Origin of the sequence: Donghicola mangrovi, assembly GCF_013377535.1 — a bacterium.
In the GTDB taxonomy this organism is placed as follows: domain Bacteria; phylum Pseudomonadota; class Alphaproteobacteria; order Rhodobacterales; family Rhodobacteraceae; genus Donghicola; species Donghicola mangrovi.
Genome location: NZ_JABCJE010000005.1, coordinates 47,485 through 59,554, shown reverse-complemented (window position 1 = coordinate 59,554; position 12,070 = coordinate 47,485). Strand labels below are relative to the sequence as shown.

General features: G+C 61.0%; 10 protein-coding genes. 3 read left to right on the top strand and 7 right to left on the bottom strand.

What is annotated here, in order from left to right:
• Positions 1–9 precede the first annotated feature (9 nt).
• From HJ536_RS12090 to HJ536_RS12075, 4 genes are all read right to left on the bottom strand, one after another.
• A complete protein-coding gene (locus HJ536_RS12090; protein WP_176854920.1) occupies positions 10–882 on the bottom strand; it encodes a F0F1 ATP synthase subunit gamma in 873 nt (290 codons plus the stop codon).
• A gap of 19 nt (positions 883–901) precedes the next feature.
• Complete coding sequence (atpA, locus tag HJ536_RS12085; protein ID WP_176854919.1) at positions 902–2,440, bottom strand: F0F1 ATP synthase subunit alpha; 1,539 nt, start codon at positions 2,438–2,440, stop codon at positions 902–904.
• Positions 2,441–3,001, bottom strand: a complete 561-nt coding sequence (locus HJ536_RS12080) for a F0F1 ATP synthase subunit delta (RefSeq protein WP_177157909.1) — start codon at positions 2,999–3,001, stop codon at positions 2,441–2,443.
• Between the two features lie 255 nt (positions 3,002–3,256).
• Entirely contained in the window at positions 3,257–4,000 is a 744-nt protein-coding gene (locus tag HJ536_RS12075; RefSeq protein WP_176854917.1) for a class I SAM-dependent methyltransferase, read from the bottom strand.
• 62 nt (positions 4,001–4,062) lie between these two features.
• Here HJ536_RS12075 and gloB point away from each other — a divergent pair, with 62 nt between their 5' ends.
• From gloB to HJ536_RS12060, 3 genes are all read left to right on the top strand, one after another.
• The gene (gene gloB / locus HJ536_RS12070) at positions 4,063–4,833 is read left to right on the top strand and encodes a hydroxyacylglutathione hydrolase (RefSeq protein WP_177157908.1); all 771 of its coding nucleotides are present in this window, start codon (positions 4,063–4,065) and stop codon (positions 4,831–4,833) included.
• A 156-nt stretch (positions 4,834–4,989) separates the two neighbouring features.
• Positions 4,990–7,329, top strand: a complete 2,340-nt coding sequence (gene clpA, locus HJ536_RS12065; RefSeq protein ID WP_176854913.1) for an ATP-dependent Clp protease ATP-binding subunit ClpA — start codon at positions 4,990–4,992, stop codon at positions 7,327–7,329.
• Positions 7,329–8,282: a M23 family metallopeptidase gene (locus HJ536_RS12060; protein WP_177157907.1), complete on the top strand. Its 954-nt coding sequence runs from the start codon at positions 7,329–7,331 to the stop codon at positions 8,280–8,282. The genes clpA and HJ536_RS12060 overlap by 1 nt, the downstream gene beginning before the upstream one ends.
• A gap of 33 nt (positions 8,283–8,315) precedes the next feature.
• On the opposite strand, the gene HJ536_RS12055 is transcribed toward HJ536_RS12060, so the two are convergent.
• The 3 genes from HJ536_RS12055 to HJ536_RS12045 all read right to left on the bottom strand — a co-directional run bounded on the left by HJ536_RS12055 (position 8,316) and on the right by HJ536_RS12045 (position 12,055).
• Entirely contained in the window at positions 8,316–10,229 is a 1,914-nt protein-coding gene (locus HJ536_RS12055) for a peptidoglycan -binding protein (protein WP_177157906.1), read from the bottom strand.
• Positions 10,230–10,232: 3 nt separating this feature from the next.
• Positions 10,233–11,453, bottom strand: coding sequence for a biopolymer transporter ExbB (locus tag HJ536_RS12050; protein WP_177157905.1), 1,221 nt, complete (start codon positions 11,451–11,453; stop codon positions 10,233–10,235).
• Positions 11,454–11,524: 71 nt separating this feature from the next.
• The gene (locus HJ536_RS12045; RefSeq protein WP_177157904.1) at positions 11,525–12,055 is read right to left on the bottom strand and encodes a gamma-glutamylcyclotransferase; all 531 of its coding nucleotides are present in this window, start codon (positions 12,053–12,055) and stop codon (positions 11,525–11,527) included.
• Positions 12,056–12,070 lie beyond the last annotated feature (15 nt).

The following is a 12,070-nucleotide window of genomic DNA, read 5'->3' as shown; positions in this document are numbered from 1 at the left end:
CCGATTTCCTTAGAGCGCCTCGGCGCCCGAGATAATTTCGATCAGCTCGTTGGTGATAACGGCCTGACGCGAGCGGTTGAATTCGATGGTCAGTCTATCGATCATGTCGCCCGCGTTGCGGGTTGCGTTGTCCATAGCCGACATACGAGCGCCCTGCTCCGATGCGCCGTTCTCCAGCAGAGCCGCAAAGATCTGGGTCGCTACACCACGGGGCAGCAGGTCGGCCAGGATGGCCTCTTCGCTGGGCTCGTAGTCGTAGAGCGGACCGGCTTCCTCGGCAGTTGTTTCGAACTGCGCGGGGATGATCTGCTGTGCGGTCGGGACCTGTGCGATCACCGACTGGAACTTGGCGTAGAAGATGGTCGCCACATCGAACTCGCCAGCGTCGAAACGCGCCAGCACGTCCTTTGCGATGGCCTGAGCATTGTCATAACCGATACGCTTCACCTCGGAGAGGTCCACGTGGCCGATCATGAGGTCACCCAGATCACGCTTGAGCTGCTCGCGGCCTTTTTTGCCAACGGTCAGAATTTTAACCGTCTTGCCAGCTTTGATCAGTTCGTTGGCCTTGGTACGGGCCAGCTTCACGATCGAGCTGTTGAAGCCGCCGCAAAGACCGCGCTCTGCGGTCATCACGATGAGAAGTTGCACCTGGTCCGACCCAGTCCCCGCCAGAAGGCGGGGCGCAGTGTCAGAACCACCAACCGATGCAGCAAGGCTAGCCATGACAGCATTGAAACGCTCCGAGTAGGGGCGCGCTGCCTCGGCTGCATCCTGTGCCCGCCGCAGTTTTGCGGCGGCCACCATCTGCATGGCCTTGGTGATCTTGCGCGTGGATTTCACGCTCGCGATCCGGTTTTTAAGGTCCTTAAGGCTTGGCATAATCCAGTCCTTTCAGAGCTTATGCGAAGGTCTTGGCGTATTCGTCGAGAACCGCTTTGATCTTGTCCGCTGCATCACCCTTGATCTTGGGATCTTCGTTGGTGATCCAGTCCAGAAGGTCTTTCTTCTGGGTGCGCAGGAACTTCAGCAGACCGGCTTCGTAGCGACCGACTTCTTTGACGGCAACTTTGTCCAGGTAGCCCTGAGTACCGGCGAAGATCACAACAACGATCTCTGCGTTGGTCAGCGGTGCGTACTGGGGCTGCTTCATCAGCTCGGTCAGACGTGCGCCACGGTTCAGCAGCTTCTGGGTTGCGGCGTCGAGGTCCGAGCCGAACTGAGCAAATGCTGCCATTTCGCGGTACTGAGCCAGTTCCAGCTTAACCGGACCTGCAACAGTTTTCATTGCGTTGGTCTGAGCGGACGAACCCACACGCGAAACCGACAGACCGGTGTTCACAGCGGGGCGGATGCCCTGGTAGAACAGGTCGGTTTCAAGGAAGATCTGGCCGTCGGTGATCGAGATCACGTTGGTCGGGATGAACGCCGAAACGTCGCCACCCTGGGTTTCGATGATCGGCAGTGCGGTCAGCGAACCGTTGCCGTGATCGTCGCCCATTTTCGCCGAACGCTCGAGCAGACGCGAGTGGAGATAGAAAACGTCGCCGGGGTACGCTTCACGTCCCGGGGGACGACGGAGCAGCAGCGACATCTGACGGTAAGACACAGCCTGCTTCGACAGGTCATCGTAGATGATCAGGGCGTGCTTGCCGTTGTCACGGAAGTATTCAGCCATTGCGGTCGCGGCGTAGGGCGCCAGGAACTGCATGGGTGCGGGGTCCGAAGCGGTTGCCGCAACGACGATCGAGTATTCAATCGCGCCGGTTTCTTCCAGCTTCTTCACCAGCTGCGCAACGGTCGAGCGCTTCTGGCCGACTGCAACGTAGATGCAGTACAGTTTCTTGCTGTCGTCGCCGCCAGCTGCGTCGTTGTACGACTTCTGGTTCAGGATCGCGTCCAGAGCAACGGCAGTTTTGCCGGTCTGACGGTCGCCAATGATCAGCTCGCGCTGGCCACGGCCGATCGGGATCATCGCGTCAACGGCTTTCAGGCCGGTCGCCATGGGCTCGTGAACCGATTTACGGGGGATGATGCCCGGCGCTTTGGAGTCAGCAATGCGGCGCTCGGTGAAAACAACCGGGCCTTTGCCGTCCAGCGGGTTACCCAGACCGTCGACAACGCGACCCAGCAGGCCTTCGCCAGCGGGAACGTCCACGATCGAGTTGGTGCGCTTAACAGTGTCACCTTCTTTGATGTCGCGGTCCGAACCGAAGATAACGACACCGACGTTGTCGGTCTCGAGGTTCAGAGCCATGCCCTGGATGCCACCGGGGAATTCGACCATTTCACCAGCCTGGACGTTGTCCAGACCGTGAACGCGCGCAATACCGTCACCGACGGAAAGAACGCGGCCAACCTCGGCCACTTCGGCGTCTTGGCCAAAGTTTTTAATCTGCTCCTTTAGGATCGCAGAAATTTCGGCTGCTTGGATACCCATTTATCCGACCTCTTTCATTGCATTCTGTAGGGCGTTGAGCTTGGAGCGGATCGACGTATCGACCATCTTCGAGCCCACCTTAACAACGAGACCACCGATGAGGGTTTCATCAACGGCGGCTTCAATCTTCACGTCCTTGCCGACGCTCTCTTTCAGAGCGGCTGCAAGTTTGTCCTTTTGCGCGTCGGTCAGAGCCGTTGCGCTGACAACCTCGGCGGTGACTTCACCTTTGAAGGCTGCAATCTTCTCGCGCAGGGCGACGATCAGTTGCGGCATCGCAAAGAGACGACGCTTGGACGCCATCAGCGCCAGCGTGTTCTTGGTGATGTCGCTCACGCCCATTTGAGTTGCAACTGCGACAATAGCAGCGCCTTGCTCTTCGCGAGAGTAGACAGGGTTGTTGATCAGTTCACGCAGTTCATCGCTCTCTGCCAGTACAGCAGCCAGCGCGTCTACGTCCTTTTCAACGGAGTCGAGCGATTTGGTCTCGAGGGCGAGATCAAATACGGCAGAGGCATAGCGTTGCGCGATGCCGAAGGAGATCGAAGCTGGTTCGGACACGTCCACCCTTCCGATGTCTTGGCCCCGACCCGTCAAATTGCCGTATCGGGGGCGTTTACGCCCGTAGGTCCTATCCCTACGGGCATCGAAATCGCGCAGGACTTAGCAGAGGGTGGCCTGCCTAGCAACAATGGATCACACAATTAAAGTAGTAGATGGCGCTAGCATTTGCTGAGAGGCGTAAATTAATTTCTCCAAATGCTGCGATGTGCCGCATCGGACGCCATTTTTGGATTCGCGGGACGAATCCCTAAGTCATGCAGGTTTGGCTTCGGGGGTCGCCAGACCGGCCAGCACCTTGAGCGGGCGGGTCGCCACAGCTGTACCGCCGCCGGTGGGCTCCTGCGTCAGCTTATATGCCTCTAGCATAAGGACTCCGGCCGGAATCACCGATCCTGTGCTGCGCGCAATCTTCTCGATCCAAGGGCCCGACCGCAGCCAGAACCGCTTGTGCGAGGGGGGCTGATACAGCACCGAACTGGACCGTCTGGGCTGGAACCCGCTTTTCAGAAGCTGAACTTCGAGCTGACTGACGCTAAACGGACGACCATAGCCGAAGGGCGTTATGTCGCGGCGCGACCAGACCCCTGCGCGGTTCGGAACGATGAAAATTGCACTGCCGCCGGGGCCAAGCACGCGCCACGCCTCTTCCAGAACCAGATCCGGCTGCTCCGAGGTTTCGAGCCCGTGCATAACGACCAGCTTGTCCACATGGCCGGTTTCAATGGGCCAGTTCGCCTCTTGGCACAGAACAGACACGTTGGGCATTCCGGCGGGCCAGGACATCACGCCTTGGGGGCCGGGCATCAGTCCGATCACGCGGCGGGCCTCTCCCAGATAGGGGCGCAGCAGGGGAACGGCGAATCCATAGCCCAGAACCGATTGGCCACGCGCCTCTGGCCAGTAGCGCACGACCTCGTCACGGATCACCCGTTGGGCCGCACGCCCCAGAGCGCTGCGATAATAGAAATTACGCAGATCTTGCACGTCCAGATGCATTGCGCCTTGATGCCCCTTCGGTCAGTCTTGGTCCGACAATAGCAACAGCGTCAGGAAACACCATGCCCCTTGAGATCGTGACGGTCCCCTGTCTTGCAGACAATTACGCCTATCTGGCCCACGATCCGGCCACCGGGCAGACCGCAGTGGTCGATGTCCCCGATGCCGCCCCTATTATAGAGGCCCTGAACGCGCGGGGTTGGACCGCCGACACGATTCTGCTGACCCACCACCACCACGACCACGTTCAGGGTGTTCCGGATATGCTCGAGGCCTTTCCCTTGGCCGAGGTTGTTGGCGCTGTGGCCGACCAGAACCGCATGCCCCCCTTGGACATCACTCTGGCCGAGGGTGACACCGTCCAAGTCGGTCAGGAAACCGGTCAAGTGCTGGACGTGTCGGGCCACACCGTCGGGCACATCGCGTTTTATTTCCCCGCCAGCGCCGCTCTCTTTTCTGCGGACAGCCTGATGGCGCTGGGATGTGGCCGCCTGTTCGAGGGCACGCCAGAGATGATGTGGGAAAGCCTGTCCAAGATGGCCGCCCTGCCCGCGGACACCCTTGTGTACTCGGGGCACGAATACACCGCATCCAACGCGCGCTTCGCCCTGACGATCGAGCCCAAGAACCCCGATCTGGTCGCCCGCGCCGAGGATATTCGCCTAAAGCGCGAGGCCGACCAGCCCACCGTCCCCGTTTCGCTGGAGCTAGAGCTTAAAACGAATCCGTTTTTGCGTGCGGGTAACAGCGATGTGAAGGCGTCGCTTGGCATGGGAAATGCAGCGGATTCCTCAGTGTTTGCTCGCATTCGCGCGATGAAAGATGCCTTCTGACCCAGCAGAAAGATCAGGCTCGTACTCTTATTTGGTCGGATAAATACAAGTTTTCACTTGAAGACGCGCGAGGAACGACCAAACTTTAACTTATGCAGGCCACGGTTGGTTGGGGCCTCGGGCCCCTCTCGACCCCGATCAAGAGGAGCACCCCAAGTGCCTTCATTCTCTACTACTCTCGAACAGGCAATCCACTCGGCATTGGCTCTGGCCAACGCACGATCGCACGAGTTTGCGACGTTGGAGCACCTGTTGTTGGCCCTCATTGATGAACCCGATGCTGCCCAGGTCATGCGCGCGTGCAATGTCGACCTTGGCGAACTCAAGAGCACGCTCGTCGAATATATTGATGATGACCTCTCGAACCTCGTGACCGAGGTCGACGGCTCCGAAGCAGTGCCCACCGCTGCGTTCCAGCGCGTGATCCAGCGCGCGGCCATCCACGTCCAGTCCTCGGGGCGTACCGAAGTGACCGGCGCGAACGTTCTGGTCGCCATCTTTGCCGAGCGCGAATCGAACGCTGCCTTCTTCCTGCAAGAGCAGGACATGACCCGTTATGACGCCGTGAACTTCATCGCACATGGCGTTGCCAAGAATCCTGCCTTCGGCGAGAGCCGCCCCGTTTCCGGCGCGACCGAGCAGCACGAAGAGCCCCAGAATGTCGAACGCGAGGGTCCGAACCCGAGCGAGAACAAGGAATCCGCGCTGGCCAAATACTGCGTGGACCTGAACAAAAAGGCCCGCAAAGGCGATGTGGACCCCCTGATTGGCCGCGGCGAAGAAGTCGAGCGCTGCATTCAGGTGCTCTGCCGCCGCCGCAAGAATAACCCGCTGCTGGTGGGCGATCCCGGTGTGGGCAAAACCGCCATCGCCGAAGGTCTGGCGCGCAAGATCATCAAGGGCCAGACCCCCGATGTTCTGAAAAACACCATCATCTACTCGCTGGATATGGGCGCACTGCTGGCGGGCACCCGCTACCGCGGTGACTTTGAGGAACGTCTGAAAGCCGTTGTGACCGAGCTGGAGGACCACCCCGACGCGGTTCTGTTCATCGACGAAATCCACACCGTGATTGGTGCGGGCGCGACCTCTGGCGGCGCGATGGATGCCTCGAACCTGCTGAAGCCTGCGCTTCAGGGTGGCAAGCTGCGCACCATGGGATCGACGACCTACAAGGAGTTCCGTCAGCACTTTGAAAAGGACCGCGCGCTCAGCCGCCGGTTCCAGAAGATCGACGTGTCCGAACCCAGTGTCGAGGATACCATCAAGATCCTGCAGGGCCTGAAGCCCTATTTTGAAGAGCACCACGACATCCGCTACACCGCAGACGCCATCAAGTCGGCTGTGGAACTGTCGGCCCGTTACATCAACGACCGCAAGCTGCCCGACAAGGCGATCGACGTGATCGACGAAGCGGGCGCCGCGCAGCACCTGCTGCCGGACTCGAAGCGCCGCAAAACTATCGGGGTCAAGGAGATCGAAGGCGTCGTCGCCAAGATCGCCCGCATCCCCCCGAAGAACGTCAGCAAAGACGATGCAGAAGTGCTGAAGGATCTGGAAAACAGCCTGAAGCGCGTTGTGTTTGGTCAGGACGCCGCGATTGAGGCTCTGTCCAGCGCGATCAAACTGTCCCGTGCCGGTCTGCGTGAACCCGAAAAGCCCATCGGCAACTACCTGTTCGCTGGCCCGACTGGCGTGGGTAAAACCGAGGTCGCGAAACAGCTGGCCGATCAGCTGGGTGTGGAACTCCTGCGCTTTGACATGTCCGAGTACATGGAGAAGCACGCGGTTAGCCGCCTGATCGGTGCCCCTCCGGGCTATGTCGGCTTTGATCAGGGCGGTCTGCTGACCGACGGCGTGGACCAGCATCCGCACTGCATCCTGCTGCTGGACGAGATCGAAAAGGCGCACCCCGATGTCTATAACATCCTGCTTCAGGTGATGGATAACGGGCGTCTGACCGATCACAACGGCCGCACCGTGGACTTCCGCAACGTGGTTCTGATCATGACCTCGAACGCGGGTGCCTCGGACATGGCCAAGTCGGCTGTGGGCTTTGGCCGCGATCGCCGCGAGGGCGAGGACACCGCCGCGATCGAGCGCACCTTCACCCCCGAATTCCGCAACCGACTGGATGCGGTGATCAGCTTTGGTCCGCTGCCCAAAGAGGTCATCCTGCAAGTGGTCGAGAAATTCGTGCTGCAACTCGAGGCTCAGCTCATGGACCGCAACGTCCACATCGAACTGACCCAGCCTGCCGCCGAATGGATCGCCGACAAAGGTTACGACGACAAGATGGGCGCCCGCCCGCTTGGCCGCGTGATCCAGGAAAACCTCAAGAAGCCGCTGGCCGAGGAACTGCTGTTCGGCAAGCTGACCAAAGGCGGTCTCGTCAAGGTCAGTGTCGAGGATGGAAAGCTCAAGCTCGAAGTTTCGGGTCCGGACAGCAAACGGATTACCACTGGCAAAAAGCCCCCATTATTAACGGCAAACTGATGAAATATCTGATCGCCCTCGCCACTTTGGCGGGGGCTTCTCCGATTTACGCGCAGGAATTGACCCTGCATCTTCCCATTGATTGCGGGTTAGGCAAAACCTGTTTCATCCAGCATTACACGGATCGAGACTCCGGCCCCGAGGCCAAGGATTATACCTGCGGCACCCTCAGTTATGACGGACACAAGGGCACCGATTTCGCCCTGCCCACCCATGCAGACCGATTGAAAGGCGTGAACGTGCTGGCCGCTGCGGCTGGCAAAGTGCGCGGTGTGCGCGACGGCATCCCCGATATGGGGCTCGACGACACCCCCGCCGAACTGCTCGACGGAAAAGATTGCGGCAATGGCGTGGTGATCGACCACGGCAACGGCTGGGAGACCCAGTATTGCCACATGGCCAATGGATCGGTTCAGGTCAAACAGGGCGATCAGGTCACCACAGGCACCCTGTTGGGGCAGGTCGGCTATAGCGGCCGCACCCAGTTCCCGCATCTGCACCTGTCGGTGCGCCACGATGGCAACGTGGTTGATCCCTTTGCCAACGGTGCGGACACCTGCGCTGACAGCGGCCTGACCCTGTGGGACGAAGACATCCCCTATCAGCCGACTGCGCTGTTCGATCTGGGCCTATCTGACGCTGTCCCCCAATACGGCGCGATCAAACAGGGCCTACCTAAGACCGAGGTTTCACGCGATGAACCCTTGGTTCTGTGGGGCTATGCCTTCGGTGGCAAGCCGGGCGACGTAATGGGTTTCCTGATTTCCGGCCCCCATGGCGAGGTGTTTCGCCACGACGTCCTGATCGACCGCCAGCAAGCGCAGTACTTCCGTGCGGGCGGGCTGAAGGCGCCTTTGGGCGGCTGGCCTTCGGGGCGGTACACGGGGCTGGTGACCCTGACCCGCGATGGCAAAGTGCTTGACCGGCGCCCCACCCAAACCGAAATCCACTAAAGACAAAGGGCGCCGAAAGTGGCGCCCTTTTCCTTATCTCTCGGTGAACTTCAGCTCGATCCGACGGTTTTGCGCCCGCGCGGCGGCTGTGTTTTCGGGGTTCACGGGCTGGAACTCGCCAAAGCCGTTGGCCGACAGGTGGTTCGCTGGCACGCCCAATTCGCTGACCATGTAGCGCACAACCGACAGGGCGCGGGCCTGGCTCAGTTCCCAGTTATCCGCGAACTCGCCGGTGCCAGACAGAGGCACGTTGTCGGTGTGACCATCCACGCGCAGGATCCAGTCGATGCCTTCGGGAATTTCACCGGCGACCGAGTTCAGGATACCCGCCACGTTGGCAATCTGCGCCCGACCTTCGCCCGACAGGGTCGCATCGCCCTGATCGAACAGCACCTCGGACGAGAACACAAAGCGGTCCCCCTGAATTTGAACGCCCTCTTGGCTGCCAAGCAGATCACGCAGGCGGCCAAAGAAGTCGGACTTGTACTTTTCCAGCTCCTCGGCTTCGGCGGCAAGACGTGCGGCCTCTTCGGCGAGGCGCGCATTCTCGGCCTCTTCCAACTCGCGGCGGCGGCGTTCTTCGGCGGCGGCACGGGCAAGGGCGGCGTTCAGGTCTGTTCCCAGCGATTGCAGCTGCACCTGAGACGCGGCGTCACGCGCCTTGGCGTCATCCAGCAGCGATTGCAGTTCCCCTAGCTGGGTCCGCAAGGCGCTAAGCTGCTGGTTCAACAGGGTTACTTTGCGCTCTGCCTCGGCGGTCTGGGCCTCTTGGCCCGACAGCGCATCCTGAGCGGCGGCCAACATGGCGGCGCGCTGTTCGGCCTCTGTCAGTTTGGTGCTGGCGTCCTGCCCTGCCGCAAGGGCGGCAGCCAACTGGCGCTGAAGTTCGGCACTGTCCGCTTCGGCCTTGTTGGCGCGATCGGCCTCTTGGGTTTGCAGGGCAAGGGCGGCGGCCAACTGATCGTCCAGTGTGATCCCTTGGGCGCGCAGGCGCTCCAGTTCTGCCGTGGTGTCCTGACGGGCGGCAAGGGCGGCAGCCAGTTCATCCTCTAGGGACCGGATTTTGCCCGCCGCGTCCTGAGCCCCCGCATTCGCGGCCAGCGCCTCTTGCAGGCGGGCCTCCAGTTCGGCGCGGGCGGCTTCGGTATCGGCGGTGGACAGGTTCACTTTGTCCAACTCGTCCTTCAGGGCATCGCGGGCCAGAATGACTGTCGCCAGACGTTTGTTCAGATCATCCTGAACCGCATTCGCAGCGGCCAGTTTGGTCAGGGTATCCTCGGCCTGTTTGCGCTGCTCCTCGAGCGCGAGGGTCATGGCAGTCAGTTCCGTATCCGCCTCGGCCAAACGTTTGCGCAAGGCGGCAGCGGCTTCGGCTTCGGTCAGGCGGGCGACCTCGGCGGCAGACAGCTGTTCTGCCTGCTCCTTGGCCTGATCCTCCAAATCCTTGACCATCGCCTCCAGTGCGGCGCGGCGGGCGGCATCCAGTTTGGCGGCCTCGGCCTGTGCGTCCAGCTGTTCGTGGGCGGCGTACAGGTTGGCGTTCAGATCGTTCTGCTCGGCCAGCAAGGACGCCACGCGGGCCTCGAAATCCGTGATGCGGGTCTGCGCCTCGGTCAATTCGGCGGTCTTAGCGGCAATCTCTTCGCGGGTCAGGGCAAGGGTCGAGGTCAGCTCGCCCACCTCTTGCTCCAGCCCTTCGGCCTTTTTCTGCGAAAGGCCAAGCGCGCGGGACAGTTCCGCGACCTCGGACCCCAGCGCGCTCAGCTGGTTTTCCTGCTGCTCGATCTGGGTTTCCTGCCCCGTGATCTGTTCACGCAGCACCGACTGGACAACCATAAAGATGGTCAGAACAAACATCAGCACCAACAGCAGGCCGGTCATCGCATCCACGAAACCCGGCCAGATCGACCCCTGAAACCTGTTACCGGTCCGGCGTGACAGCGCCATGGCTTAACCCTCTTCGCGCGGGCGGCGGGGGGTCGCGGTGTCCACGGACCCAAGGCGCTGCACCGCGCGGGTCAGCGCCGCGATGTCGGTGCGCAGCTCGGACAGGGTTTCCTGACGGCCCGCATTCATATCCTCGAGGAGTTGCAGCATTTGCAGGTCGATCGAGCGCAGACGCATCCGCGATTCCTCGTCCAGTTCGACCACGCCAGCGCCGCCAGCCCCACCACGGGCGACCATCATCTGCAGGGCGTCCACCATCTGCTGCTGGCCGTTGGCGATGACTTGCAGACCGTGGGCCAGATCCGAGTTGTCGATCATCGACATTTTCTCGCCCATGCGGTCAACGGCGCGGGTCAGGTGCGACAGGTGCTCGTCCAGCGAATTGCGCTGCGAATCCGAGTTCAGCATCGCCGCCTGCATCTGCTCCATCTGGTCGGCCATCTGTTCCAGAACCTGCACGACGGCGGCTTGTTCGGGGCTGGCGCCTTCGGTGTCACCGACATAGCCCAGACGGGTGATCGAGGTCAGCCATTCCTCAAGCTCGCGGTAAAAGCGGTTCTGGCCGTGGCCTGCGAACAGCTCTAGCAGGCCCACCACCAGCGAACCGGCCAGACCCAGCAACGAGCTGGAGAACGCCGTCCCCATCCCGCCAAGCTGGCTTTCCAGACCCTTCATCAGGTGCGAGAACATCTCGGCGCCGCTGCCACTGCCGTCTGACGGAGCGAGCGAGCGGATGGTATCCACCACCGCAGGCACCGTCGTAGCCAGACCGTAGAACGTGCCCAGAAGACCAAGGAAAATCAGCAAGTTCACCACATAGCGGGTGATTTCGCGGGCCTCGTCGATACGGGTGGCCAGACTGTCCAGAATGCTTTGCGCCGCGGTCGAGCTGATCTTCATCCGCTTACCATGGGACGACAGCAGCGCCGCTAGCGGCTTCAGCAGTCGGGGCGCACGGACCCCGCGGGTGTCGACGCGCTCATCTGTAAACGCCTCGATCCACCGGACCGAGGAAATCAACTGCCCCACCTGTACGAAACAGGCCAGCACACCGAACACGAACACCAGCGCGATGGTGCCATTCAGCCATGGGTTCGCGACAAAGAGTGGCCGCACCACCCCGTATGCCAAAGAGGCCCCTGCCCCGGTCAGGCCCAGAGCCACAACCATTAGGAAAATCTGCCGGATCGGCTGCGAAAAATGCGGCTCGGACTCGCGGTTCATGCGTGGCGCCCCCTGCCCCCCAAGTTAAAATCCGACCTCACCATAGGGACTAAGTCACAAAGCGCAAAGGATTATCCGATGATCTCGCGCACTCGGGTTTCCAACCAGTTGAGGTCTGCATCCGATATTCCCAGTTCGCGCAGTTGCGAAGCGGTATTATAGAGGTACTCCCAATTCGGCCCCCGCATTCCGCTGGCCTCTGCGATGATCTTCGCCTGCTCTTCCAGCGGCAGTCCCCCGCAATACTGGCTGTGATCGGGGTCGATGATATAGGTCACGGCCTCGACCTCTCGGCCATCGTCCAGATGCACTGGCAGGTGACGCTCCAGATAGGCGGCGGTCACCAATTCGCGTTCACGTAGGTAGGCCAGTGTGGCCTCTTCGGTGCCGGGAGCCACGCGCAGGGCCAGACCGTCGCACACTGCCTCGGGGTCCGCGTCCAACGCCAGCACCAGACCGGGCGCCTCGTAACTTCCACGGTGGGTGACAGACCGCATGCTAAAAGAACGGTGATACCCCTCAAGGGTCGCAAGCCTTTTTTCTGCAACTTCAAACCCCGGATTCCACAGAAGTGAACCGTATCCGAATACCCACATGCTCATGATGCTGGCCTCCCT